This window comes from Streptomyces sp. NPDC004539 (genome assembly GCF_040610055.1).
Classification (GTDB): domain Bacteria; phylum Actinomycetota; class Actinomycetes; order Streptomycetales; family Streptomycetaceae; genus Streptomyces.
Window position 1 is genome coordinate 26,415 of the sequence record NZ_JBEXLS010000032.1, and the last position, 25,888, is coordinate 52,302.

The window sequence follows — 25,888 nt, forward strand, 5'->3', positions numbered from 1 at the left end:
CTTTCCCCTGCCCCCGGCCGTACGCCATATGCTGCTCACCATGACGAGTGAGCCGGAGCAGCAGATCGGAGTGGGCGTGCCGGACGCGTTCCAGCGCCTGTGGACGCCTCATCGGATGGCCTACATCCAGGGCGAGAGCAAGCCGACCGGCCCCGGGGCCGACGACGGTTGCCCGTTCTGCTCGATCCCGGCGAAATCGGACGAGGACGGTCTGATCGTCAAGCGGGGTGAGCTGGCGTACGTCGTGCTGAACCTCTACCCGTACACCGGCGGTCACGCGATGGCCGTGCCGTACCGGCACGTCGCCGACTACACGGACCTCACGGACCCGGAGACGGCGGAGGTCGCGAAGCTGACCAAGCAGGCGATGACGGCGCTGCGGCGGGCGTCGGGGGCGCACGGCTTCAACCTGGGGATGAACCAGGGCGCGGTGGCGGGCGCGGGGATCGCGGCGCATCTGCACCAGCACATCGTGCCGAGGTGGGGCGGGGACACGAACTTCATGCCGGTGGTGGGGCACACGCGGGTGCTGCCGCAACTGCTGGCGGACACGCGGAAGATGCTCGCGGAGGCGTGGCCGGCCGAGTCGTGAGGGCTCGGCCGGCGGGGGTTCACGCGTTGTAGGTGTCCGTCTTCCCGGGGCTCGGGTCCTGTACGCCGCCGCTGAGCACCCCGGCGCGGTTGACGAACTTCTCGACGTCCACGTCGTGTTCGCGCAGGACCTTGATCGTCGCGGCGTGGACGACGCGCAGGACGGGGGTGGCGGCGCGCAGCGCGTCGTCCGCCATGAAGCGGTGTTTCCAGGGCTGGTCGGCCCAGGCGTGGCGGAGGCCGAAGGGTTCGGGGAGCCCTATGGAGCCGCCGAGCCACTGGAGGAGCGGGGGGTACCAGCTGATCGTGGCGCGGGCGCCGAGGCGGACGACCTCGTCGGTGGTGACGAGGGGGAGTTTTATCTTGCGGGTCTCCCAGAAGCGGACGGTCTTGGCGACCTCTTTGGTGGGGGCCTCGGGCTTGGACATGAACAGGCCGTTGACGGGGCCCAGCGCGTGGCCGGTGACCTCTATGCGGAGCGTCTCGTGCAGGACCGTGACGGTGATCATCATGGTGATGATGAGCTGGCCGTCCCAGGTGGTCCACTGGACGCCCAGGTAGTGCCGGTTGCCGCTGCCGAACTGCTGGTTGTTGCAGATGTCCTCGATGGCCTTGGGCTTGAACTGGTACGCCTCGACGTCGGTGCCCTCGGGGCGGGAGACGGCCTTGGCGCCCTCGCCGACGTGGGAGACGATCCAGTGCCGTACGGAGGGGGCGGGGAAGCCGCCGGTCTTGAGGCTCTGGCGCTGGAGCAGGTTGAGCTGGTCGCTGATCGCGCGGGCGATCGTCCAGCTGCGGAACTCGTGGACGCCCTTGACCGGGTCGAGGGGGACGAGTTCCTCGGCGAGGTGCCAGGAGCCCCAGCGGGTGCCCATGCCGAGTATGCCCTTGGGGCCCGCGTAGAAGACGCCGTTGGACTGCTGTTCGGCGGAGAGGCGGGCCAGGGACTGGCGGAGCTGTTCGGCGGCGGCCTGGTCGGGGCTGGTGGGGACGGCCTCGGGGATCTTGGCGCCGACGCTGCCGCCGGACAGGAGGCTGTCCCAGCGCTCGCGGAGGTCCTTCGCGGTGGACTCGCAGATCCGGCGGGCGAGGAACCAGCCGGCGACGGGGGCGACGATCGCCCCGCGGACGTACCAGCCGAGGGGGCCGCCGAAGGGCAGCTTGATCAGGAGGATCGCGGCGAAGATGCCGACGGCGACGAGGAGGGCGGTGGCGAGGCCGGAGGCGCGTTTGTTGGTGCTTCTGCCCATGCTGGCGCGGAGCTGGAAGACGAGCAGCCAGATCAGGAGGCCGGGCAGGAAGACGACGCCGCACAGGAACATGACGGCGGCGAGTTTGCGGTCGCGCTCGCGGCGGATGTTGTTCGCGGCGAGGCAGTGTTCGACGATCACCGCGGGTTCGGCGCCGAAGGACTGGATGAGGGGTTTGCGGCCGACGCCGAGCATGCGGTCGATGACGGCCTGGGAGAAGGCTTCGCCGAGGTTGGGGCGGAAGATCTTGGCCCAGCTGCGGCCGGTGCTGACCGAGGACTGGTGCCATTCGTTGTCGGCCTTCTTTATCTCCTCGGCCGGGCTGTCCCGGTAGGCGGCCGAGGCCAGCGCGAACGTCGCCGTCTGTCCTCCGCCGCTCATCAGCGGCACCTGTGGGCCGAAGATGTCGCCGTACACACTGTCAACGGTCATGTAACCGCCCCCGATCGCCGCCGAACCCGCTCCTGCGGCCTTCCCGACTTCCGTGCTCCGCACACCTGTTGATCAGGTCATCAGGGTATCCGTCCCCACTGACACGCGTGTTCTCGCCCCGGGGGCGCACGGGAGCGCGTGGAGGTGGGCCCGGACTCCCGCCCCGCACGCGGCGGTTGTCCGGGCCCCGCGCCAACTCCTAGGTGTCGCGTGCCTGTTCGCGCACCTTCTCCGCGACGTGCGCCGGCATCGCCTCGTGCCGCGCGTACACGCGGTCGAAGCGGGCGGTGCCGTGGGAGAGGGAGCGGAGGTCGACGGCGTAGCGGCCGATCTCGATCTCGGGGACCTCGGCGCGGATCAGGGTGCGACCGGAATTGGTCTGCTCGGTGCCGAGGACGCGTCCGCGGCGGCCGGAGAGGTCGCTCATGACGGTGCCGACGTAGTCGTCGCCGACGAGGACGCTGACCTCGGCGACGGGTTCCAGGAGGTGGATCGTGGCGTCGGCGGCGGCCTCGCGCAGGGCGAGGGCGCCGGCGGTCTGGAAGGCGGCGTCGGAGGAGTCGACGGAGTGCGCCTTGCCGTCGAGGAGGGTGACGCGGACGTCGACCAGGGGGTATCCGGCGGCGACGCCGCGCGCGGCCTGGGCGCGGACGCCCTTCTCGACGGACGGGATGAACTGCCGGGGGACGGCCCCGCCGACGACCTTGTCGACGAACTCGATCCCGGAGCCCCCGGGCAGCGGCTCGACCTCGATCTCGCAGACGGCGTACTGCCCGTGCCCCCCGGACTGCTTGACGTGCCGCCCGCGCCCGCCGGAGCGTTCGCCGAACGTCTCGCGCAGCGACACCTTGTGCGCGACGACGTCGACCTGGACGCCGTAGCGGCTGCGCAGCCGTTCCAGGGCGACGTCCGCGTGGGCCTCGCCGAGCGCCCACAGGACGACCTGGTGGGTGTGCGGGTTGTGTTCGAGCCGCATGGTCGGGTCCTCGGCGACGAGCCGGGACAGGCCCTGGGAGAGCTTGTCCTCGTCGGCCTTGCTGTGCGCCTCGATGGCGAGCGGCAGCAGGGGGTCGGGCATCCGCCAGGCGGTCATCAGCAGGGGGTCGTCCTTCGCGGAGAGGGTGTCCCCGGTCTCGGCCCGCCCGAGCTTCGCGACGCACGCGAGGTCCCCGGCGATGCAGTGGGTCAGCGTCCGCTGCTGCTTCCCGAAGGGCGCCGACAGCGAGCCGACCCGCTCGTCGACATCGTGGTCCTCGTGGCCCCGGTCGGCCAGTCCGTGCCCGGAGACGTGGACGGTCTCGTCGGGGCGCAGGGTGCCGGAGAAGACGCGGACGAGGGAGACGCGGCCGACGTACGGGTCGGAGGAGGTCTTCACGACCTCGGCGACGAGGGGGCCGGCCGGGTCGCAGGTCTTCAGCACGCGCGCGTGGCCGTCGATCGTCGTGACGTGCGGGGCCTCGCGCTCCAGGGGGGTGGGGAAGCCGCGGGTGATCAGTTCGAGGAGTTCGACGGTGCCGATGCCCTGCCGGGCGCCGTCCGCCGCGGGGGCGCCGGCCAGCACGGGGAAGAACGTCCCGCGCGCGACGGCGCGTTCGAGGTCGTCGATCAGGGTCTGGACGTCGATCCGCTCGCCGTCCAGGTAGCGGTCCATGAGGGTCTCGTCCTCGCTCTCCGCGATGATGCCCTCGATGAGCCGGTTGCGGGCCTCCTCGATCGCCGGGAGCTGAGCCTCGTCCGGGTCGGACTCCTTGCGTTCGCCGGAGGCGTAGTCGAAGAGGGTGCGGGAGAGGAGCCCGGTGAGGCCGGTGACGGGCGCGTGGCCGTCGGGGCCCGCGGGGCCGTGCAGCGGCAGGTAGAGCGGGAGGACGGCGTCGGGGTCGTCGCCGCCGAACGCGTCCGCGCAGGTCCGTACCATCTCGTCGAAGTCGGCGCGGGCCGCCTCCAGGTGCGTGACGACGATCGCGCGGGGCATCCCGACGGCCGCGCACTCGTCCCACACCATGCGTGTCGCGCCGTCCACGCCGTCCGCGGCCGAGACGACGAAGAGGGCCGCGTCCGCAGCCCGCAGACCGGCCCTCAGCTCGCCGACGAAGTCGGCGTACCCGGGTGTGTCGAGGAGGTTGACCTTGATGCCTCCCCATTCGACGGGCACCAGGGACAGCTGCACGGAGCGCTGCTGCCGGTGCTCTATCTCGTCGTAGTCGGAGACGGTCCCGCCGTCCTCGACCCGGCCCGCCCTGTTCACCGCCCCCGCCGTCAGCGCGAGAGCCTCCACCAGTGTCGTCTTGCCCGCTCCGCAGTGGCCGACCAGCACCACATTCCGTACGGACGCGGGATGGTCGGCCGCCGTAGCCCTGCCGGCGGCTCCGAGGTGTGCGTGTGCCTTGTCGCCCATGTCCTTGCCTCCCGAGCAACGGTGAGGTCCCTGGGACGCGAGCGCACACAGAACTCCGCGACCAGCGGCGGCTGCGTTGACGCCCGCGGTCCTTCGAGCTTTCCACTCCCGTCACGGGGCGTCCATACGGCGGACGCGAACCCTTCGCGTCAAAGGGTGGGTGCGGGTGCCCGACCGTCGTACAAGCGCGCGCGTGGCTACGATGGGCCAGCCGGTGGCCAGCAAGGGCCCCCGGCGCCTTCGACTGTCGGGAAAGCCATGCTGAACAAGTACGCGCGTGCGTTCTTCACGCGTGTCCTCACCCCGTTCGCCTCCTTTCTGATCAGGCGGGGCGTCAGCCCCGACACGGTCACGCTGATCGGCACGGCGGGTGTGATGGCGGGCGCTCTGGTCTTCTACCCCCGGGGCGAGCTGTTCTGGGGCACGATCGTGATCACGCTGTTCGTGTTCTCCGACCTGGTCGACGGGAACATGGCCCGCCAGCTCGGCCGCTCCAGCCGCTGGGGCGCGTTCCTGGACTCGACGCTGGACCGGGTCGCGGACGGCGCCATCTTCGGCGGCTTCGCGCTCTGGTACGCGGGCAACGGGGACGACAACGTGCTGTGCGCCGTGTCGATCTTCTGTCTGGCGAGCGGGCAGGTCGTGTCGTACACGAAGGCCCGGGGCGAGTCGATCGGGCTCCCGGTGGCCGTCAACGGGCTCGTGGAGCGCGCGGAGCGGCTCGTGGTGTCCCTGGTCGCCGCGGGGCTCGCGGGGCTCCACAAGTTCGGCGTGCCCGGCATCCAGTACCTCCTGCCGGTCGCCCTGTGGCTCGTCGCCGTCGGCAGCCTCGTCACGCTGATCCAGCGCGTCGTCACCGTCCGCCGCGAGTCCGCCGAGGCAGAGGCGGCGGCGGAGGAGACGGCCCGGCAGGAGGCTTCCCGGCAGGGGGCTCAGGGCCAGGAGACACGGGGCTCCGAGGCCGCGAAGTGACCGCCCGGGACACCCTGACGGACGCGCTGTACGGCGCCGGCTGGGCCGGTGTGAAGAAGCTCCCCGAACCCGTCGCCGTCCGCCTGGGACGCGCGATCGCCGACCTGGCCTGGAAGCGGCGCGGCAAGGGGGTGCTGCGGCTGGAGAGCAACTACGCGCGCGTGGTGCCGGGCGCGAGCCCCGAACGGCTGAAAGAGCTCTCCCGCGCGGGCATGCGGTCCTACCTGCGCTACTGGATGGAGTCCTTCCGCCTGCCCGCGTGGAGCAGAGAACGCGTCCGGGGCGGCTTCGACCCCAAGGACGTCCACCACCTCACCGACGCCCTCGCCTCCGGCAAGGGCGTCGTCCTCGCCCTGCCGCACATGGCGAACTGGGACCTCGCGGGCGCCTGGGTCACCACCAAGCTCGACACCCCGTTCACCACGGTGGCCGAACGCCTCAAGCCCGAGACCCTGTACGACCGTTTCGTCGCCTACCGCGAGGGGCTCGGCATGGAGGTCCTGCCGCACAGCGGCGGCACCGCCTTCGGCACGCTCGCCCGGCGCCTGCGCGACGGCGGCCTCGTCTGCCTGGTCGCCGAGCGGGACCTGTCGGCGTCCGGCGTCGAGGTCACGTTCTTCGGCGAGAAGACCCGCATCCCGGCCGGCCCCGCGCTGCTCGCCCAGCAGACGGGGGCGCTGCTGCTGCCGGTGACGCTCTGGTACGACGACTCGCCCGTCATGCGGGGACAGGTGCATCCCCCGATCGAGGTACCCGAGTCAGGTACGCGGGCCGAGAAGACGTCTGTCATGGCACAGGCGCTGGCAGACGTCTTCGCCTCGGGAATCGCCGACCATCCGGAGGACTGGCACATGCTGCAACGGCTGTGGCTCGCGGACCTCGACCCCGCGAGGGGGCCCGCGTGAGGATCGGCATCGTCTGCCCCTACTCGTGGGACGTGCCGGGGGGCGTCCAGTTCCACATCCGGGATCTCGCCGAGTACTTCATCCGCCTGGGGCACGAGGTGTCCGTCCTCGCCCCGGCCGACGACGACACCCCGCTCCCGCCGTACGTCGTCTCCGCCGGCCGCGCGGTGCCCGTCCCGTACAACGGCTCGGTGGCGCGTCTCAACTTCGGCTTCCTGAGCGCCGCGCGGGTGCGCCGCTGGCTGCACGACGGCGCGTTCGACGTCGTCCACATCCATGAACCGACGTCCCCGTCGCTCGGGCTGCTGGCGTGCTGGGCGGCGCAGGGGCCGATGGTGGCCACGTTCCACACGTCCAATCCGCGCTCCCGCGCGATGATCGCCGCGTACTCCATCCTCCAGGCCGCGCTGGAGAAGATCAGCGCGCGCATCGCGGTGAGCGAGTACGCGCGCCGGACGCTGGTCGAGCACCTCGGGGGGGACGCGGTCGTCATTCCCAACGGGGTCGACGTCGACTTCTTCGCCCGCGCGGAGCCCCGGGCCGAGTGGCAGGGGGGCGGGGCGAGTGGTCCGGCGGGCGTCCAGGGCGAGACGCTCGGGTTCATCGGCCGTATCGACGAACCCCGCAAGGGGCTGCCGGTCCTGATCAAGGCCCTTCCGCGGATCTTCGCCGAGCGTCCCGGGGCGCGCCTGCTGATCGCCGGGCGGGGGGACGAGGAGGAGGCCGTCGCCGCCCTCCCCGCCGAGCTGCGTTCCCGTGTCGAGTTCCTCGGGATGGTCTCCGACGAGGACAAGGCCCGCTTCCTGCGCAGCATCGACCTCTACGTCGCGCCCAACACCGGGGGCGAGAGCTTCGGGATCATCCTGGTCGAGGCGATGTCGGCGGGGGCCCCTGTCCTGGCCTCCGACCTCGACGCGTTCGCCCAGGTCCTCGACCAGGGGGCCGCCGGAGAGCTGTTCACGAACGAGGACGCGGACGCGCTCGCGGAAGGGGCGGTCCGGCTGCTGGGCGACCCTGCGAGACGGGCCGAGCTGCGGGAGCGGGGGAGCGCCCATGTCCGGCGGTTCGACTGGTCGACCGTGGGGGCGGACATCCTCTCCGTCTACGAGACGGTGACAGCGGGGGCGGCGGCTGTGGCGGCGGACGAGACGGCCGGGGGCGGGGGGCTTCGGGCGCGGTTGGGGCTGGCGCGGGACTGAGCGGGGGAGGGGGCGTGTGCTTGGCCGTACGCATGGCCGTACCCGACCGGCCGCACTTGCCGGAAAGCCCCGCCGTGAGGCACCTCCCGGCGGCGCCGTGAGCCGCGGTGCGGTCGTACCGGCAACCCTTGCCCGGCTCCCCGCCCCCATGGCCCGCTACCCTTGCCGCCCGTGACCGCAACCCTGATCTGGACCCTCGTAGTCCTCGTCGCGATCGGCCTGTACCTCAGCTGGACGGCGGGCCGGCTGGACCGTCTCCACTCCCGTATCGACGCGGCCCGAGCCGCCCTGGACGCCCAGTTGCTCCGCCGAGCCTCGGTCACCCAGGAGCTGGCCACCTCGGGCGTCCTGGACCCGGCGGCGTCGATCGTCCTGTACGAGGCCGCGCACGCGGCGAGGCAGGCGGAGGAGGAGCAGCGGGAGGTCGCCGAGAGCGAACTCACCCAGGCCCTGCGCGCCGTCTTCGCGGACCACCCCCAACTGGACGAGGTCAAGAACGCCCCCGGCGGCGAGGCCGCCGCCCACGAACTCACCGAGGCCGTCCGCCGCGTCCCCATGGCCCGCCGCTTCCACAACGACGCCGTCGGCGCCGCCCGCCGCCTCCGCGAACACCGCAAGGTCCGCTGGTTCCACCTCGCCGGCCACGCCCCCTTCCCGATGGCCTTCGAAATGGACGACGAGCCACCGGCGGCGTTGACGGAACGATGAGCGGCGCGGTGCGAAGAGCGCCGTACGGAGGTCCCGCGGACACACGCCGAACCGGTGATTCCCACACCCTCGACGGCCCCGCCCTCCTCACCTGGGCGAACTCCGACTGACCCGAAAAGATCCACGGCGTGGGCATTGGCCCTTGCTGTGGACCGGGTGGGGGGAGTTTGCTCGGGGGACCCCCCTTCGGAACTCCCCTTCAGTGAGGTCGACCGTGTCCAGCAGTGAGAACCAGGCCCCCGAGACCGGCACCGCGCGGGTGAAGCGTGGGATGGCGGAGCAGCTCAAGGGCGGCGTGATCATGGATGTCGTGACGCCGGAGCAGGCGAAGATCGCGGAGGACGCGGGAGCGGTCGCCGTGATGGCGCTGGAGCGGGTGCCCGCCGACATCCGCAAGGACGGCGGTGTGGCCCGGATGTCCGACCCGGACATGATCGAGGGCATCATCGAGGCCGTCTCCATCCCCGTCATGGCCAAGTCGAGGATCGGGCACTTCGTCGAGGCCCAGGTCCTCCAGTCCCTCGGCGTCGACTACATCGACGAGTCCGAGGTGCTGACCCCGGCGGACGAGGTCAACCACAGCGACAAGTTCGCCTTCACCACCCCCTTCGTCTGCGGCGCCACCAACCTCGGCGAGGCCCTGCGCCGCATCGCCGAGGGCGCCGCGATGATCCGCTCCAAGGGCGAGGCCGGCACCGGCAACGTCGTCGAGGCCGTCCGCCACCTGCGCCAGATCAAGAACGAGATCGCCCGCCTGCGCGGCTACGACAACAACGAGCTGTACGCCGCCGCCAAGGACCTCCGCGCCCCGTACGAGCTGGTCAAGGAGGTCGCCGAACTCGGCAAGCTCCCGGTCGTCCTGTTCTCCGCCGGCGGCGTCGCCACCCCCGCCGACGCCGCGCTCATGCGCCAGCTCGGCGCCGAGGGCGTCTTCGTCGGCTCCGGCATCTTCAAGTCCGGCGACCCCGCCAAGCGCGCCGCCGCCATCGTCAAGGCCACCACCTTCTACGACGACCCGAAGATCATCGCGGACGCGTCCCGCAACCTCGGCGAGGCCATGGTCGGCATCAACTGCGACACCCTCCCCGAGGCCGAGCGCTACGCCAACCGCGGCTGGTAACCACCGATGACCACCCCCGTGATCGGGGTCCTCGCGCTCCAGGGCGACGTACGGGAACACCTCGTCGCCCTGGCCGCGGCCGACGCCGTCGCCCGCCCGGTCCGCCGCCCCGAGGAGCTCGCCGAGGTCGACGGCCTCGTCCTGCCCGGCGGCGAGTCCACCACCATCTCGAAACTGGCCGTCCTGTTCGGCGTGCTGGACCCCCTCCGCGCGCGCGTACGCGCGGGGATGCCGGTCTACGGCACCTGCGCCGGCCTCATCCTCCTCGCCGACAAGATCCTCGACCCGCGCTCCGGCCAGGAGACGGTCGGCGGCATCGACATGATCGTCCGCCGCAACGCCTTCGGCCGCCAGAACGAGTCCTTCGAGGCCGCGATCGCCGTGCGGGGCGTCGACGGCGACCCCGTGGACGGCGTCTTCATCCGCGCCCCCTGGGTCGAGTCCGTCGGCGCGAGCGTGGAGGTCCTCGCCGAGTACGACGGCCATGTCGTCGCCGTCCGCCAGGGCAACGCCCTCGCCACGTCCTTCCACCCGGAACTGACCGGCGACCACCGCGTGCACGCCCTCTTTGTCGACATGGTGCGCGCGAACCGGGCGGCGGAGTCCTTGTAGGATCTCTGCGTTGGTAGGTAGATGGGTTACGCGAAGGAGACAGGCAGATGTCCGGCCACTCTAAATGGGCTACGACGAAGCACAAGAAGGCCGTGATCGACGCCAAGCGCGGCAAGCTCTTCGCGAAGATGATCAAGAACATCGAGGTCGCGGCCCGTACCGGCGGCGCTGACCCGTCCGGCAACCCGACGCTGTTCGACGCCATCCAGAAGGCCAAGAAGAGCTCGGTCCCCAACAAGAACATCGACTCCGCGGTCAAGCGCGGCGCCGGTCTCGAAGCCGGCGGCGCCGACTACGAGACGATCATGTACGAGGGCTACGGCCCCAACGGCGTCGCGGTGCTCATCGAGTGCCTCACCGACAACCGCAACCGCGCCGCCTCCGACGTCCGCGTCGCGATGACCCGCAACGGCGGCAACATGGCCGACCCCGGTTCCGTCTCGTACCTCTTCAACCGCAAGGGCGTCATCATCGTCCCCAAGGGCGAGCTGTCCGAGGACGACGTCCTCGACGCGGTCCTCGACGCCGGCGCGGAAGAGGTCAACGACCTCGGCGAGTCCTTCGAGGTCCTCAGCGAGGCCACCGACCTCGTCGCCGTCCGCACCGCCCTCCAGGACGCCGGCATCGACTACGACTCCGCCGACTCCAACTTCGTCCCGACCATGCAGGTCGAACTCGACGAAGAGGGCGCCCGCAAGATCTTCAAGCTGATCGACGCGCTGGAGGACAGCGACGACGTGCAGAACGTCTTCGCGAACTTCGACGTGAGCGACGAGGTCATGGAAAAGGTGGACGCCTGATCCGACTTCGGTACACGAACGGGCCGACGGGACACACCCCGTCGGCCCGTCGTCATGTCGGCCGTTGTCAGTGGCAGCGGATAGCCTGCACAAACAGGTGAGCGAAGGGAGGGGTACGTGAGGGTACTTGGGGTCGACCCCGGACTGACCCGGTGTGGTGTCGGAGTCGTCGAGGGCGTTGCCGGGAGGCCGCTCACCATGGTCGGCGTCGGTGTCGTCCGTACCCCCGCCGACGCCGAGCTGAGCCTGCGTCTCCTCGCCGTCGAGCAGGGCATCGAGCAGTGGCTCGACGAACACCGCCCCGAATTCGTCGCCGTGGAACGCGTGTTCAGCCAGCACAACGTCCGTACGGTGATGGGCACGGCCCAGGCCAGCGCCGTCGCGATGCTGTGCGCGGCCCGCCGGGGAATCCCCGTCGCCCTGCACACGCCGAGCGAGGTCAAGGCGGCCGTCACCGGCAGCGGGCGCGCGGACAAGGCGCAGGTCGGCGCGATGGTGACCCGAATCCTCCGGCTCGCCGCACCCCCGAAACCCGCCGACGCGGCCGACGCCCTCGCCCTCGCCATCTGCCACATCTGGCGCGCCCCCGCGCAGAACCGGCTCCAGCAGGCCGTCGCCCAGAACCGTCTCCAGCAAGCCGTCGCCCTGCACGCCTCGAAAGGCCGTACGACATGATCGCCTTCGTCAGCGGCACGGTGGCCGCCCTCGCTCCCGACGCGGCCGTGGTCGAGGTCGGCGGTGTCGGCATGGCCGTCCAGTGCACCCCGAACACCCTCGCCGGCCTCCGCATGGGACAACAGGCCAAACTCGCGACGTCCCTCGTGGTCCGCGAGGACTCCCTCACCCTCTACGGCTTCGCCGACGACGACGAACGCCAGGTCTTCGAACTCCTCCAGACAGCGAGCGGCGTCGGCCCGAGGCTCGCGCAGGCGATGCTGGCCGTCCACACGCCCGACGCACTGCGCAGAGCGGTCGCCACAGCCGACGAGAAGGCCCTCATCGCCGTCCCCGGCATCGGCAAGAAGGGCGCCCAGAAGCTGCTGATCGAGCTGAAGGACCGGCTGGGCGAGCCGGTCGGTACTGCGGCGATCGGAGCGCCGATTTCGCTGGGGTGGCGCGACCAACTCCACGCGGCGCTCTTGGGGTTGGGGTACGCGACGCGGGAGGCGGACGAAGCGGTCGCGGCGGTGACCCCGCAGGCGGAGGCGACGGAGGGAACGCCGCAGGTAGGACAGCTGCTGAAGCTGGCGCTGCAATCCCTGAACAGGGCCAGGTGAGGTCTTTCAGGGGCGCGGGGAACTGCGCGAGCAACCACGACGAAACCCGCACCCGCCACCACACACCAACCCCCCAACCCCTGAGGCGCACCAAATGAACTGGGACGACACGACCGACGAAGACCGCCTCGTCGCCGCGTCAGCGGACCGCGAGGACCAAGCGGTCGAAGCCGCCCTCCGCCCCAAGGACCTCGGCGAGTTCATCGGCCAGGAGAAGGTCAGGGAACAGCTCGACCTCGTCCTCAGAGCGGCCCGCGCCCGCGGCGCGACCGCCGACCACGTCCTCCTCTCCGGCGCCCCCGGCCTCGGCAAGACCACCCTCTCGATGATCATCGCCGCCGAGATGGCCGCCCCGATCCGCATCACCAGCGGCCCGGCGATCCAGCACGCGGGCGACCTCGCCGCGATCCTCTCCTCGCTCCAGGAGGGCGAAGTCCTCTTCCTCGACGAGATCCACCGCATGTCGAGGCCGGCGGAGGAGATGCTGTACATGGCGATGGAGGACTTCCGGGTCGACGTGATCGTCGGCAAGGGCCCCGGCGCCACCGCGATCCCCCTCGAACTCCCCCCGTTCACCCTGGTCGGCGCGACGACCCGGGCCGGCCTGCTCCCGCCCCCGCTGAGGGACCGTTTCGGCTTCACCGCGCACATGGAGTTCTACGAACCGGCCGAACTCCAGCGGGTGGTCCACCGCTCGGCCGACCTGCTGGACGTGGAGATCGACCCGGCCGGCGCCGCCGAGATCGCCGGCCGCTCCCGGGGCACCCCGCGTATCGCCAACCGCCTCCTGCGCCGCGTCCGTGACTACGCGCAGGTCAAGGCCGACGGCGTGATCACCCGGGACATCGCGGGGGCGGCCCTGAAGGTGTACGAGGTGGACGGCCGGGGCCTCGACCGGCTCGACCGCGCGGTCCTGGAGGCGCTGCTGAAGCTGTTCGGCGGCGGCCCGGTCGGCTTGTCGACGCTGGCGGTCGCGGTGGGGGAGGAGCGGGAGACGGTCGAGGAGGTCGCCGAGCCGTTCCTCGTCCGCGAGGGCCTGCTCGCCCGTACCCCGAGGGGCCGGGTCGCCACCCCGGCCGCCTGGTCCCACCTGGGCCTCACCCCGCCCCGGCAGACGGCGGGAGGCGCCCAGCCGGGCCTGTTCGGGGCATGACAAGCTGATCCCCCGGCCCCAGCCCCTCCTCACCGCCACATCACAGCCAAGACACGGCTCGGTCACCGGCGGAGGTATTGGCCGGGTAAGGAACCCAGGTGCCATGCTGAACGTTGTTCCCTGTACGCGGACTCGCTTAGACTCCGCCGATGCCGCCCTTGTCGGCAGCATCCAAAATCCCCATCCATCAGGCCGCTCACCAACCGCGGTCGTGTGAAGGAAGTTCCGAACCCGTGAGTCTCGTGACCCTCCTCCCGTTCATCGTGCTCATCGGGGCCATGTTCCTGATGACCCGGTCGGCCAAGAAGAAGCAGCAGCAAGCGGCTGACATGCGGAACCAGATGCAGCCCGGCAGCGGCGTCCGCACGATCGGGGGGATGTACGCGACGGTCAAGGAAGTCAACGACGAGACGATCCTGCTGGACGCGGGCCCGGGCGTGGAACTGCTCTTCGCGAAGAACGCCATCGGCGCGGTGCTGACGGACGACGAGTACAACCGCATCGTCCACGGCATCGAGGCCGACCTGAAGTCCGACTCCGACATCGTTCCGGACGACGCCTCCTCCCTCACCGAAACCGCCGAGACCGCCGACGCCGACGAGCCTTCCGACGCTGCCGCCGCCTCCGACGACAAGCCCGTCGACCTCGGCAAGAAGGACGAGACCGCGACCGACGAGGAGCCGAAGAAGACCGACGGCGAGTCCGACGCGAAGAAGTAGTCACGCCCCCGGGGCGCGCGGACCAGCTCTCGCGCGTCCCGGGGTGTGCGCATCTCGCGGGGGATTCCCGACACCAGTCATGGCCAGCCGCGCCACGCCGACCAGGGCGTGCGGCGGCCCGAGAGGGAGTACGAGAAGGTGGCAGCACCTAAAAAGGGCAGGAGCGCGAGCGCCCAGAGCAAGCCGGGGCGCTCGCTGGCCCTGATCCTGATCGCCATCGTGGGGCTCACGGGCGGCATGTTCGCCACCGGGGACACCACGCCGCGCCTCGGCATCGACCTGGCCGGCGGCACGAGCATCACGCTCCAGGCCAAGGCCGACCAGGGCTCGGCGATCAACAAGGCGAACATGGACACCGCGGTCGAGATCATGAACCGCCGTGTCAACGGTCTGGGCGTGTCCGAGGCGGAGGTGCAGACCCAGGGCGACTCCAACATCATCGTGAACATCCCCAAGGGGACGAACTCCGAGGAAGCCCGAGCCCAGGTCGGTACGACCGCCAAGCTGTACTTCCGTCCGGTCCTCGCCCAGGAGGCCACCGGGGTCGCGGCGGCCAGCCCGTCCCCGTCCCCCTCGACGTCCTCCAGCGGCAGCCCGAGCCCGTCGGCGTCCCCCTCCGAGTCCACGGGGTCCACCGGCTCCGGCGAGAAGGCCGGCTCCTCGGCCTCCCCCTCGGCGTCCTCGACGACCCAGGGCCGCGCGGTCACCGACTCCCTGCGCGCCGACGGCACCCCGTCGCCGTCCGCCTCCGCGAGCGAGTCCCCGGCCCCGTCGGCCAGCGCCTCCACCGGCACGGACACCGCCGCCGGTGACACCGCCAAGCTCCAGGCCGCGTACACCGCCCTGGACTGCTCGAAGCCCGAGCAGCGCGCCAAGGCCGGCGAGGGCGCCAAGCCCACCGACTCGATCGTGGCCTGCGGCGAGATCAGCAAGGTCTGGTACAAGTACCTGCTCGGCCCGGCCGCCGTCGACGGCACCGAGGTGAAGAAGGCCGACGCGGTCTTCGACACCCAGACCGCCGCCGGCTGGCAGGTCACGATGAACTTCACCAACGGCGGCGCCAAGAAGTTCGCGGACATCACCGGCAAGCTCGCGCAGAACCAGCAGCCGCAGAACGAGTTCGGCATCGTCCTCGACGGCGAGGTCGTCTCCAGCCCCTACGTCCAGTCCGCGATCACCGGCGGCCAGGCGCAGATCTCCGGCTCCTTCACGCAGGAAGAGGCCCAGAGCCTCGCCAACATGCTGTCGTACGGCGCTCTCCCGCTCTCCTTCAAGGAGCAGAGCGTCACGACCGTGACCGCCGCGCTCGGCGGTGAGCAGCTGCACGCCGGTCTGCTGGCCGGCGCCATCGGCCTGCTGCTGGTCGTGCTGTACCTGGTCGCCTTCTACCGGGGGCTGTCGCTCATCGCGCTCGCCTCGCTGCTGTGCTCGGCCGCGCTGACGTACCTGCTGATGTCGCTGCTCGGCCCGGCCATCGGCTTCGCGCTGAACCTGCCGGCGGTCTGCGGCGCGATCGTCGCGATCGGTATCACCGCCGACTCGTTCATCGTGTACTTCGAGCGCATCCGGGACGAGGTCCGCGAGGGCCGTTCGCTGCGCCCCGCCGTCGAGCGGGCATGGCCGCGCGCCCGGCGCACCATCCTGGTCTCCGACTTCGTGTCGTTCCTCGCCGCCGCGGTGCTGTTCGTCGTCACCGTCGGCAAGGTCCAGGGCTTCGCGTTCACGCTCGGTCTGACCACCGTCCTCGACGTCGTCGTGGTCTTCTTCTTCACCAAGCCGCTGATGACGCTCGTCGCCCGCACCAAGTTCTTCGGCGGCGGCCACAAGTGGTCCGGCCTCGACCCGAAGGGCCTGGGCGCCCACCCGCCGCTGCGCCGCACCCGCCGTCCCGCCGGCCCGCTCGCCGGCCCCGTAGACCCGAAGGAGGCGTGAGATGTCGAAACTCGGGAACATCGGCGCCCGGCTGCACCGCGGTGAGATCTCCTACGACTTCATCGGCCACCGCAAGATCTGGTACGGCGTCTCGATCCTGATCACCGTCGTGGCGATCGTCGGCCTCGCGGTGCGCGGGCTCAACATGGGCATCGACTTCCAGGGCGGCGCCGTCTTCACCACCCCGAAGACCAGCGTCTCCGTCTCCCAGGCGGAGGAGTACGCCAAGGAAGCCTCCGGCCACGAAGCGGTCGTGCAGAAGCTCGGCAACGGCTCGATGCGCATCCAGATCGCCGGTATGGACACCCAGCAGTCCGACCAGATCAAGTCGAAGCTCGCCGAGGACTTCAAGGTCGACACCGAGAAGATCGCCGCCGACCTCGTCGGCCCCAGCTGGGGTGACCAGATCGCCAACAAGGCGTGGCAGGGTCTCGCGATCTTCATGGTGCTCGTCGTGATCTACCTGGCGATCGCCTTCGAGTGGCGGATGGCCATCGCCGCCCTGATCGCCCTGATCCACGACATCACGATCACCGTCGGTGTGTACGCCCTCGTCGGCTTCGAGGTCACGCCCGGTACGGTCATCGGTCTGCTGACGATCCTCGGGTACTCGCTGTACGACACGGTCGTCGTCTTCGACTCGCTCAAGGAGCAGACGAAGGACATCACCAAGCAGACGAAGTCGACGTACAGCGACATCGCGAACCACTCCATCAACGGGACCCTGGTCCGCTCGGTCAACACGACCGTCGTGGCGCTGCTGCCGGTCGCCGGTCTGCTGTTCATCGGCGGCGGCTTCCTCGGCGCGGGCACGCTCAACGACATCTCCCTGTCGCTGTTCGTCGGCCTCGCGGCCGGTGCCTACTCGTCGATCTTCATCGCCACCCCGCTGGTCGCCGACCTCAAGGAGCGCGAGCCGCAGATCAAGGCGCTGCGCAAGCGGGTCCTCGCCAAGCGCGCCCAGGCCGCCACGGAGGCCGAGCTCCACCCGGAGACGGTCACCGAGGAGTACGAGGACGACGACTCCGCCGCGGCCGTCGTCGGTCCCCGCAACCAGCCCGCGTCCCGTGGCCGGGGCCGTGGCCGACCCTCGGGGAAGCGCCGGTGACGGACATTCAGGAGCTGCTGCTCAGCCGTATCCGTGACGTCGCGGACTACCCCGAGCCCGGGGTGATGTTCAAGGACATCACCCCGCTGCTCGCGGACCCGGCGGCGTTCACGGCGCTCACCGACGCGTTCGCCGCGATCGCCGAGCGCACCGGCGCCACGAAGATCGTCGGCCTGGAGGCCCGCGGGTTCATCCTCGGCGCCCCCGTCTCCGTCCGCGCGGGCCTCGGGTTCATCCCGGTCCGCAAGGCCGGCAAGCTCCCCGGCGCCACCCTCGCCCAGTCGTACGACCTGGAGTACGGCTCGGCGGAGATCGAGATCCACGCCGAGGACCTGTCGTCCGAGGACCGCGTCCTCATCGTCGACGACGTCCTCGCGACCGGCGGCACCGCCGAGGCGGCGATCCAGCTCATCCACCGGGCGGGCGCCGAGGTCTCGGGCGTCGCGGTCCTGATGGAACTGGCGTTCCTCGCCGGCCGTCCCCGCCTGGAGGCCGCCCTGCGCGGGGCTCCGGTGGAGGCACTGCTGACGGTCTGAGCACCCTCGTACGCGAGAAGGCGGGCCCGGAGATCTCCGGGCCCGCCTTCTCGCCGTCCGGCGGGGATTTTCCGGCCGTCCGGTCCGGCGGGTGGCCGAAAAGCCGCCCCGCCCCCTCCGGGCCCGCGTTTCTCCCGCGTACCCCCGCGGGGAATCCCCTGTCCATCCCTCGTGTTCCTCCCGTGTACGGGTTCCCCAGACGGCTGGAGGCGATGCGACGGCGTGGGATCGCTACGATGGGGGCTCCGGAGCCTGACCGGGGACCCGGATCGCGCACGAGGAGTCCTCTTGCCAGACGAGGCCCAGCACCTGACCGCCGCCAAGCCCGAGCCCGCCTCGGCACCGGCGGCCCAGCCCGCGTCGCGTGGCCGCAGCACCGACGGCGGGAAGGTGGAGCACGACCGCACCGCTCCCGCCGACCGCCAGACCGAGCAGCCGCGCCCCAAGCCGGCCCCGCCCGAGCACCCCGCGTCCGCACCCGCCGCGCAGCCCGCGCCCGTGCCCGCGTCGTCCGGCGCGGCCCGTCCGGCCCCCGCCCCGCAGCCCGCCCGCACCGGCTCCTCGAACCGGGTCCGCGCCCGCCTGGCCCGCCTCGGCGTCCAGCGCACGAACCCCTACAACCCGGTCCTCGAACCGCTCCTGCGGATAGTCCGCAGCAACGACCCGAAGATCGAGACGGCGACGCTGCGCCAGATCGAGAACGCCTACCAGGTCGCCGAACGCTGGCACAGAGGCCAGAAGCGCAAGAGCGGCGACCCGTACATCACCCACCCCCTCGCGGTCACCACGATCCTCGCCGAACTCGGCATGGACCCCGCGACCCTGATGGCGGGCCTCCTGCACGACACGGTCGAGGACACCGAGTACGGCCTCGACGACCTGCGCCGCGACTTCGGGGACGTCGTCGCCCTCCTCGTCGACGGCGTCACCAAGCTCGACAAGGTCAAGTTCGGCGAGGCGGCCCAGGCCGAGACCGTCCGCAAGATGGTCGTCGCCATGGCCAAGGACCCGCGCGTCCTGGTCATCAAGCTCGCCGACCGCCTGCACAACATGCGCACCATGCGCTACCTCAAGCGCGAGAAGCAGGAGAAGAAGGCGCGCGAGACCCTGGAGATCTACGCGCCGCTCGCCCACCGCCTGGGCATGAACACCATCAAATGGGAGCTGGAGGACCTCGCCTTCGCGATCCTCTACCCCAAGATGTACGACGAGATCGTCCGCCTGGTCGCCGAGCGCGCCCCCAAGCGCGACGAGTACCTCGCCATAGTGACCGACGAGGTCCAGTCCGACCTGCGCGCCGCCCGCATCAAGGCGACCGTCACCGGCCGCCCCAAGCACTACTACTCCGTCTACCAGAAGATGATCGTACGAGGCCGCGACTTCGCGGAGATCTACGACCTGGTGGGCATCCGCGTCCTCGTCGACACCGTCCGCGACTGCTACGCCGCCCTCGGCACCGTCCACGCGCGATGGAACCCGGTCCCCGGCCGGTTCAAGGACTACATCGCGATGCCCAAGTTCAACATGTACCAGTCGCTCCACACGACGGTCATCGGCCCCAACGGCAAGCCCGTCGAACTCCAGATCCGCACGTTCGACATGCACCGCCGCGCCGAGTACGGCATCGCCGCGCACTGGAAGTACAAGCAGGAGGCCGTCGCCGGCGCCTCCAAGGTCCGCACCGACGTCCCCAAGGCGGGCAAGGGTAAGGACGACCACCTCAACGACATGGCGTGGCTGCGCCAGCTCCTCGACTGGCAGAAGGAGACCGAGGACCCCAGCGAGTTCCTGGAGTCCCTGCGCTTCGACCTGTCCCGCAACGAGGTCTTCGTCTTCACGCCCAAGGGCGACGTCATCGCGCTCCCGGCCGGCGCCACCCCCGTCGACTTCTCCTACGCGGTCCACACCGAGGTCGGCCACCGCACGATAGGAGCCCGCGTCAACGGCCGGCTCGTCCCGCTGGAGTCGACCCTCGACAACGGCGACCTCGTCGAGGTCTTCACCTCCAAGGCGGCCGGCGCCGGACCCTCCCGGGACTGGCTGAACTTCGTCAAGTCGCCCCGCGCCCGCAACAAGATCCGCGCCTGGTTCTCCAAGGAGCGCCGCGACGAGGCGATCGAACAGGGCAAGGACTCCATCGCCCGCGCGATGCGCAAGCAGAACCTGCCGATCCAGCGCATCCTCACCGGCGACTCCCTGGTCACCCTGGCGCACGAGATGCGCTACCCCGACATCTCCTCCCTGTACGCCGCGATCGGCGAGGGCCATGTCGCGGCCCAGGGCGTCGTCCAGAAGCTCGTCCAGGCGCTCGGCGGCGAGGAGGCGGCCACCGAGGAGATCGACGAGGCGGTTCCGCCGTCCCGTACCCGGGGCCGTAAGCGGCGCAGCAACAACGACCCCGGTGTGGTCGTCAAGGGCGTCGACGACGTGTGGGTCAAGCTGGCCCGCTGCTGCACGCCCGTGCCGGGCGACCCGATCATCGGGTTCGTCACCCGGGGTAGTGGCGTATCGGTTCACCGCAGCGACTGCGTCAACGTGGAGTCACTGTCCCGTGAGCCCGAGCGCATCCTCGACGTCGAGTGGGCGCCCACGCAGTCGTCGGTCTTCCTGGTCGCCATCCAGGTCGAGGCCCTCGACCGCTCCCGGCTCCTCTCCGACGTCACGCGCGTCCTGTCCGACCAGCACGTCAACATCCTCTCCGCGGCCGTCCAGACCTCCCGCGACCGCGTCGCCACCTCCCGCTTCACCTTCGAGATGGGCGACCCGAAACACCTCGGGCACGTCCTGAAGGCCGTACGGGGCGTGGAGGGCGTGTACGACGTGTACCGGGTGACATCGGCGCGCAGACCGTGACAACGAGAAGGGGCCGGGCAGTCAGCCCGGCCCCTTCTTTCGTGCACCGCGTATCAGCCGCCGAACTCGTGCAGCCCCTTCAGCGCCTGGTCCAGCAGCGCCTGACGGCCCTCAAGCTCCCGCTCCAGCTTGTCCGCGCGCGACGCGTTCCCCTGCGCGCGAGCCGTGTCGATCTGCCCGCGCAGCTTGTCGACGGCGGCCTGGAGCTGGCCGGTGAGACCCGCGGCACGCGCACGCGCCTCCGGGTTCGTCCGGCGCCACTCGGTCTCCTCGGCGTCCTGGAGCGCGCGCTCCACCGCGTGCATCCGGCCCTCGACCTTCGGCCGGGAGTCGCGCGGGACGTGCCCGATGGCCTCCCAGCGCTCGTTGATCGAGCGGAACGCCGCACGCGCCGCCTTCAGCTCGCCGATCGGCAGGAGCTTCTCGGCCTCACCGGCCAGCTCCTCCTTCAGCTTCAGGTTCTCCGTCTGCTCCGCGTCCCGCTCCGCGAAGACCCCGCTGCGGGCCGCGAAGAACACGTCCTGGGCGCCGCGGAAGCGGTTCCACAGATCGTCCTCGTGCTCGCGCTGGGCGCGGCCCGCGGCCTTCCAGTCCGACATCAGCTCGCGGTAGCGGGCCGCCGTCGGACCCCAGTCCTGGGACGACGACAGCGACTCGGCCTCCGCGACCAGCCGCTCCTTGAGCCGGCGGGCGTCCTCGCGCTGCGCGTCGAGCTGCGCGAAGTGCGCTTTGCGCCGCTTGGAGAACGCCGAGCGGGCGTGCGAGAAGCGGTGCCACAGTTCGTCGTCCGACTTGCGGTCGAGCCGGGGGAGGCCCTTCCACGTGTCCACCAGGGCCCGCAGCCGCTCGCCGGCCGCCCGCCACTGGTCCGACTGCGCCAGCTGCTCCGCCTCGGCGACCAGGTCCTCCTTGGACTTGCGGGCCTCCTCGGACTGCTTGGCGCGCTGCTGCTTGCGCTCCTCGCGCCGCGACTCGACCGAGGACACCAGCGCGTCCAGCCGCTCCTTCAGCGACGCCAGGTCACCGACCGCGTGATGCGCGTCGACCTGCTCGCGCAGGTGGTCGATCGCCACCTGCGCGTCCTTGGCCGACAGGTCGGTGGTGCGCACGCGCTTCTCCAGGAGGCCGATCTCGACCACCAGGCCCTCGTACTTGCGCTCGAAGTAGGCCAGCGCCTCCTCGGGAGAGCCGGCCTGCCAGGAACCGACGACCTGCTCGCCGTCGGCCGTACGCACGTACACGGTCCCCGTCTCGTCGACGCGGCCCCACGGGTCGCTGCTCACAGCGCCTCCTCCACATGATGCCTGCGCAAGGCTTACGCGCCCCCGGGCATCGTCCACAATTTCGTCTTGGCCAACATAGGCGACCGGCAGCGTGCCTGTCCGCATCCAGCGCGACCGAAATTCCGCTGCCCGCCGCCCGGGATTCGTCAGGACTTCGCGACCGTCGCCTTGTCGATCACGACCGTCGCGTTCGGCGCCGTGTTGCCGGTCGTCGGGTCCGCGGCCTGCGCACCCGCGGCGGCGATCTTCTTCAGCACCTTCATGCCGTCCGCCGACACCGTTCCGAACGGGGTGTACTGCGGCGGGAGCTGGCTGTCCTGGTAGACCAGGAAGAACTGGCTGCCGCCGGTGTGCGCCTGGCCGGTGTTGGCCATCGCGACCGTGCCCGCCGGGTAGATGTTGTTCTTCAGCGAGGCGTCCTTCAGGTTCTCGTCCGGGATCGTGTAGCCCGGACCGCCGCTGCCCTGACCGGTCGGGTCGCCGCACTGGAGGACGTAGATGCCCTCGGTGGTGAGCCGGTGGCACTTCGTGTGGTCGAAGTAGCCCTTGCCCGCCAGGAAGTCGAAGGAGTTGACGGTCTGCGGGGCGGCCGACGCCTTCAGCGCGATGCCGATCTCACCGCAGGTGGTGTCGAGCGTCATCGTGTACTTCGCGGACTTGTCGATCGCGAGCTTCGGCTCGGTCTTCCACGTCTCCGTCTTGATCGAGCCCGCCGCCGGCTTCCCGCACGGGTCCGGGCCCTTGCTCGGGGTGGGCGTCGGGGAGGCGGCGACGTCGTCCGACTTCTTCTTGTCGTCGTCCTTCAGGACACCCGTCGTGTAGATCGCGACGCTGCCGACGACGACCACGCCGAGCACCGACGCGATCACCGAGTTGCGCACACGGGCCTTGCGCCGGGCGGCGGTGCGCCGTTGCTGCTGCCGCAAGAACTTCTCCCGCGCGAGCTGCCGCTTCCGCTGTTCCTGGGTGACCACCGGTCTTCTCCTTGAGGGCTTCGTGTCTCGTACGTCGGTTCGCGCTGCGTGTGCCCCGTACCGTATATGGGTTCGCTGAGGAATCGGCAGCGCCGGTAGGCTCTGACGTGGGCGGCGCCGTGCGCAAGCCCCCCTTATCGACACAAACACCGAGACGAACGAAGGACGATCGTGCTCATTGCCGGGTTTCCCGCCGGAGCCTGGGGGACGAACTGTTATCTCGTCGCCCCGGCCGCCGGCGAGGAGTGCGTGATCATCGACCCGGGCCACGAAGCGGCCCCCGGAGTCGAGGAAGCACTCGCGAAGCATCGGCTCAAGCCCGTCGCCGTCGTCCTCACCCACGGTCATCTCGACCACGTGGCCTCGGTCGTCCCGGTGTGCGGCGCGCACGACGTGCCCGCCTGGATTCACCCCGACGACCGCTACATGATGAGCGACCCCGAGAAGGCCCTCGGCCGGTCCATCGGGATGCCGCTGCTCGGCGAGCTGACCATCGGGGAGCCGGACGACGTCCGCGAACTCACCGACGGAGCGCGGCTGGAGCTGGCGGGTCTGGAACTCACCGTCGCGCACGCGCCGGGCCATACCGAGGGGTCGGTGACGTTCAGGCTCCCCGAGAGCGCCGACATCCCGTCGGTGTTCTTCTCCGGGGACCTGCTCTTCGCCGGCTCCATCGGACGCACCGACCTGCCCGGCGGCTCCATGGACGCCATGCTCGCCTCACTGGCCCGGGTGTGCCTGCCGCTCGACGACTCCACCGTGGTCCTCTCCGGCCACGGCCCCCAGACCACCATCGGCCGCGAACGCGCCACCAACGCCTACCTCAGGCAGGTGGCCGCCGGCCAGGGAACCGGCCCCGACGCCGCTCCCCGACGAGGAATGTGACGACTGCTCCCGTGAGTACCTTCCAGGCCCCCAAGGGCACGTACGACCTCCTGCCGCCCGACTCCGCGACCTACCTCGCCGTCCGGGACGCCCTCTCCGCGCCCCTGCGCGCCTCCGGGTACGGCTACGCCGAGACCCCCGGCTTCGAGAACGTCGAACTCTTCGCACGCGGCGTCGGCGAGTCCACCGACATCGTCACCAAGGAGATGTACGCCTTCGAGACGAAGGGCGGCACCAAGCTCGCCCTGCGCCCCGAGGGCACCGCCTCCGTGCTGCGCGCCGCGCTCGAAGCCAACCTGCACAAGCTGGGCAACCTCCCCGTCAAGCTCTGGTACTCCGGCTCGTACTACCGCTACGAGCGCCCCCAGAAGGGCCGTTACCGCCACTTCTCCCAGGTCGGCGCCGAGGCGATCGGCGCGGAGGACCCGGCGCTCGACGCCGAGCTGATCGTCCTCGCCGACCAGGCGTACCGCTCGCTCGGCCTGCGCGACTTCCGCATCCTGCTGAACTCCCTGGGCGACAAGGAGTGCCGTCCCGTCTACCGGGAGGCCCTCCAGACGTTCCTGCGCGGCCTCGACCTCGACGAGGAGACCCTGCGCCGCGCCGAGATCAACCCCCTGCGGGTCCTCGACGACAAGCGCCCCGACGTCCAGAAGCAGCTCACGGACGCCCCGCTCCTCCAGGACTACCTGTGCGACGCCTGCAAGGCGTACCACGAGGAGGTCCGCGCCCTGCTGACCGCCGAGGGCGTCGCCTTCGAGGACGACCCGAAGCTGGTCCGCGGCCTCGACTACTACACCCGCACGACCTTCGAGTTCGTCCACGACGGCCTCGGCTCCCAGTCCGCCGTCGGCGGCGGCGGACGCTACGACGGGCTCTCCGAGATGATCGGCGGCCCCGCGCTGCCCTCCGTCGGCTGGGCCCTCGGCGTCGACCGCACGGTCCTCGCGCTGGAGGCGGAGGGCGTCGTCCTCGACCTCCCGGCGCCGACCTCGGTCTACGCGGTCCCGCTCGGCGAGGAGGCCCGCCGCGTGCTCTTCTCCAAGGTCAGCGAGTTGCGCAGGGCCGGTGTCGCCGCCGACTTCGCCTACGGCAACAAGGGCCTCAAGGGCGCCATGAAGAACGCCAACCGCTCCGGCGCCCGCTACACGCTGGTCGCGGGGGAGCGGGACCTCGCGGAGGGCGTCGTCCAGCTCAAGGACATGGAGTCCGGGGAGCAGACGGCGATCGCCGTGGACGCGATCGTGACGGAGCTGAAGGCCCGCCTCCAGCCGTAAGTCATACCGTCCTCCTACCGTCAACGCGGCAAGGCCGGGATCGTCCTCACGGGCGGTTCCGGCCTTGCTGTTTCCGGGCCGCTCACCTGTCCTGAACAGGCTTCCGACAGCTGGTTCTTATGTCCATCGAACGGTGGACGAGGGGGCGGGTGCGGCACAATGAGCGCTGCCAGAAGAAGGTCCCCTCTCCATCTGACGGATCGGCGTGATGAGCAAGACGACAGTCAAAGAGGTCTCCACGGGCCACGAGCCGGAGCGCGCCACCGCCGACGCGCCCGGTGCGGTGGGCGGGAGCAAGGCGTTCGCGCTGATGCTGGTGATCACGGGCGCCGCGGGGCTCCTCGCCGCCTGGGTCATCACGATCGACAAGTTCAAGCTCCTCGAAGCGAAGGTCGAGGGCAAGACCTTCGTCCCCGGGTGCAGCCTCAACCCGGTCGTCTCCTGCGGCAGCGTCATGGAGTCCAAGCAGGCCGCCGCCTTCGGCTTCCCGAACCCGATGCTCGGGCTGGTCTGCTACGGCATCGTCATCGCCGTCGGCATGAGCCTGCTGGGCCGCGCCCGCTTCCCGCGCTGGTACTGGCTGACCTTCAACTTCGGCACGCTCTTCGGGGTCGGGTTCTGCACCTGGCTCCAGTTCCAGTCGCTGTACCGGATCAACGCGCTGTGCCTGTGGTGCTCGCTGGCCTGGGTCGCGACGATCATCATGTTCTGGTACGTGACGTCCTTCAACGTCAGGAACGGCTTCCTGCCGGGGCCGGGCTGGCTGAAGAGCTTCTTCGGCGAGTTCACGTGGGTCCTGCCCGCCGTGCACATCGGGATCATCGGGATGCTGATCCTGACCCGCTGGTGGGACTTCTGGACGAGCTGACCTGGGCCTTCCGAGGCCCGGTCCGCGTTGTCGGTGCCG

The 25,888-nt window shown here is 70.6% G+C and carries 23 protein-coding genes; 19 read left to right on the forward strand and 4 right to left on the reverse strand.

Translation table 11 applies throughout. The annotated features are described in order from the left end of the window. Window positions 1-40 precede the first annotated feature (40 nt). Window positions 41-592, forward strand: coding sequence for an HIT domain-containing protein (locus ABZX85_RS42710; RefSeq protein WP_355882042.1), 552 nt, complete (start codon window positions 41-43; stop codon window positions 590-592). A 19-nt stretch (window positions 593-611) separates the two neighbouring features. Here the strand turns inward: ABZX85_RS42710 and ABZX85_RS42715 are convergent, their stop codons facing one another. Together ABZX85_RS42715 and ABZX85_RS42720 are read right to left on the reverse strand one after the other, a co-directional pair. After that, complete coding sequence (locus ABZX85_RS42715; RefSeq protein WP_355882044.1) at window positions 612-2,273, reverse strand: hypothetical protein; 1,662 nt, start codon at window positions 2,271-2,273, stop codon at window positions 612-614. A 199-nt stretch (window positions 2,274-2,472) separates the two neighbouring features. Then, entirely contained in the window at window positions 2,473-4,668 is a 2,196-nt protein-coding gene (locus ABZX85_RS42720; RefSeq protein ID WP_355882047.1) for an elongation factor G-like protein EF-G2, read from the reverse strand. Window positions 4,669-4,926: 258 nt separating this feature from the next. Between ABZX85_RS42720 and pgsA the strand changes: the two genes are divergently transcribed. The 15 genes from pgsA to ABZX85_RS42795 all read left to right on the forward strand — a co-directional run bounded on the left by pgsA (window position 4,927) and on the right by ABZX85_RS42795 (window position 20,562). Then, window positions 4,927-5,640, forward strand: coding sequence for a phosphatidylinositol phosphate synthase (pgsA, locus tag ABZX85_RS42725; RefSeq protein WP_355882050.1), 714 nt, complete (start codon window positions 4,927-4,929; stop codon window positions 5,638-5,640). Next, a complete protein-coding gene (locus ABZX85_RS42730; RefSeq protein ID WP_355882053.1) occupies window positions 5,637-6,545 on the forward strand; it encodes a phosphatidylinositol mannoside acyltransferase in 909 nt (302 codons plus the stop codon). Before pgsA ends, ABZX85_RS42730 begins: the two co-directional genes overlap by 4 nt. Then, window positions 6,542-7,744: a glycosyltransferase family 4 protein gene (locus tag ABZX85_RS42735; RefSeq protein WP_355882056.1), complete on the forward strand. Its 1,203-nt coding sequence runs from the start codon at window positions 6,542-6,544 to the stop codon at window positions 7,742-7,744. The genes ABZX85_RS42730 and ABZX85_RS42735 overlap by 4 nt, the downstream gene beginning before the upstream one ends. 162 nt (window positions 7,745-7,906) lie before the next feature. Next, the gene (locus ABZX85_RS42740) at window positions 7,907-8,452 is read left to right on the forward strand and encodes a hypothetical protein (protein ID WP_355882058.1); all 546 of its coding nucleotides are present in this window, start codon (window positions 7,907-7,909) and stop codon (window positions 8,450-8,452) included. A 214-nt stretch (window positions 8,453-8,666) separates the two neighbouring features. Beyond that, entirely contained in the window at window positions 8,667-9,572 is a 906-nt protein-coding gene (gene pdxS, locus ABZX85_RS42745; RefSeq protein WP_355882061.1) for a pyridoxal 5'-phosphate synthase lyase subunit PdxS, read from the forward strand. A gap of 6 nt (window positions 9,573-9,578) precedes the next feature. Further along, on the forward strand, window positions 9,579-10,184 hold the full coding sequence (gene pdxT, locus ABZX85_RS42750) for a pyridoxal 5'-phosphate synthase glutaminase subunit PdxT (RefSeq protein WP_355882064.1): 606 nt from the start codon (window positions 9,579-9,581) through the stop codon (window positions 10,182-10,184). Between the two features lie 47 nt (window positions 10,185-10,231). Next, window positions 10,232-10,984 (forward strand): YebC/PmpR family DNA-binding transcriptional regulator, encoded by a 753-nt coding sequence (locus ABZX85_RS42755; RefSeq protein ID WP_355882067.1) that lies wholly within the window; start codon window positions 10,232-10,234, stop codon window positions 10,982-10,984. Window positions 10,985-11,101: 117 nt separating this feature from the next. After that, complete coding sequence (gene ruvC, locus ABZX85_RS42760) at window positions 11,102-11,659, forward strand: crossover junction endodeoxyribonuclease RuvC (protein WP_355882070.1); 558 nt, start codon at window positions 11,102-11,104, stop codon at window positions 11,657-11,659. Next, a complete protein-coding gene (gene ruvA, locus ABZX85_RS42765; protein ID WP_355882072.1) occupies window positions 11,656-12,261 on the forward strand; it encodes a Holliday junction branch migration protein RuvA in 606 nt (201 codons plus the stop codon). Before ruvC ends, ruvA begins: the two co-directional genes overlap by 4 nt. A gap of 94 nt (window positions 12,262-12,355) precedes the next feature. After that, on the forward strand, window positions 12,356-13,414 hold the full coding sequence (gene ruvB, locus ABZX85_RS42770; protein WP_355882075.1) for a Holliday junction branch migration DNA helicase RuvB: 1,059 nt from the start codon (window positions 12,356-12,358) through the stop codon (window positions 13,412-13,414). Between the two features lie 233 nt (window positions 13,415-13,647). Beyond that, window positions 13,648-14,133: a preprotein translocase subunit YajC gene (gene yajC, locus ABZX85_RS42775; RefSeq protein WP_355882078.1), complete on the forward strand. Its 486-nt coding sequence runs from the start codon at window positions 13,648-13,650 to the stop codon at window positions 14,131-14,133. A 138-nt stretch (window positions 14,134-14,271) separates the two neighbouring features. Further along, window positions 14,272-16,065 (forward strand): protein translocase subunit SecD, encoded by a 1,794-nt coding sequence (gene secD, locus ABZX85_RS42780; protein ID WP_355882081.1) that lies wholly within the window; start codon window positions 14,272-14,274, stop codon window positions 16,063-16,065. 1 nt (window position 16,066) lies between these two features. Then, window positions 16,067-17,173: a protein translocase subunit SecF gene (gene secF / locus ABZX85_RS42785; protein WP_355882084.1), complete on the forward strand. Its 1,107-nt coding sequence runs from the start codon at window positions 16,067-16,069 to the stop codon at window positions 17,171-17,173. Next, complete coding sequence (locus tag ABZX85_RS42790; protein WP_355882087.1) at window positions 17,170-17,709, forward strand: adenine phosphoribosyltransferase; 540 nt, start codon at window positions 17,170-17,172, stop codon at window positions 17,707-17,709. Before secF ends, ABZX85_RS42790 begins: the two co-directional genes overlap by 4 nt. Before the next feature lie 288 nt (window positions 17,710-17,997). Further along, window positions 17,998-20,562: a bifunctional (p)ppGpp synthetase/guanosine-3',5'-bis(diphosphate) 3'-pyrophosphohydrolase gene (locus tag ABZX85_RS42795; protein WP_355882090.1), complete on the forward strand. Its 2,565-nt coding sequence runs from the start codon at window positions 17,998-18,000 to the stop codon at window positions 20,560-20,562. 53 nt (window positions 20,563-20,615) lie between these two features. Here the strand turns inward: ABZX85_RS42795 and ABZX85_RS42800 are convergent, their stop codons facing one another. Together ABZX85_RS42800 and ABZX85_RS42805 are read right to left on the reverse strand one after the other, a co-directional pair. After that, complete coding sequence (locus tag ABZX85_RS42800) at window positions 20,616-21,845, reverse strand: DUF349 domain-containing protein (protein ID WP_355882093.1); 1,230 nt, start codon at window positions 21,843-21,845, stop codon at window positions 20,616-20,618. Window positions 21,846-21,991: 146 nt separating this feature from the next. Then, window positions 21,992-22,819: a peptidylprolyl isomerase gene (locus tag ABZX85_RS42805; protein WP_355882095.1), complete on the reverse strand. Its 828-nt coding sequence runs from the start codon at window positions 22,817-22,819 to the stop codon at window positions 21,992-21,994. A 171-nt stretch (window positions 22,820-22,990) separates the two neighbouring features. On the opposite strand from ABZX85_RS42805, the gene ABZX85_RS42810 reads away from it, so the two are divergent. The 3 genes from ABZX85_RS42810 (at window position 22,991) to ABZX85_RS42820 (ending at window position 25,849) form a co-directional block, all read left to right on the forward strand. Continuing rightward, window positions 22,991-23,704 carry an MBL fold metallo-hydrolase gene (locus ABZX85_RS42810; RefSeq protein ID WP_355882098.1) on the forward strand — a complete coding sequence of 238 codons (714 nt, stop codon included), beginning with the start codon at window positions 22,991-22,993 and terminating at the stop codon, window positions 23,702-23,704. Window positions 23,705-23,715: 11 nt separating this feature from the next. Beyond that, on the forward strand, window positions 23,716-24,981 hold the full coding sequence (hisS, locus tag ABZX85_RS42815) for a histidine--tRNA ligase (protein ID WP_355882101.1): 1,266 nt from the start codon (window positions 23,716-23,718) through the stop codon (window positions 24,979-24,981). A gap of 208 nt (window positions 24,982-25,189) precedes the next feature. After that, on the forward strand, window positions 25,190-25,849 hold the full coding sequence (locus ABZX85_RS42820) for a vitamin K epoxide reductase family protein (RefSeq protein WP_355882104.1): 660 nt from the start codon (window positions 25,190-25,192) through the stop codon (window positions 25,847-25,849). The last annotated feature ends 39 nt before the right edge of the window (window positions 25,850-25,888 follow it).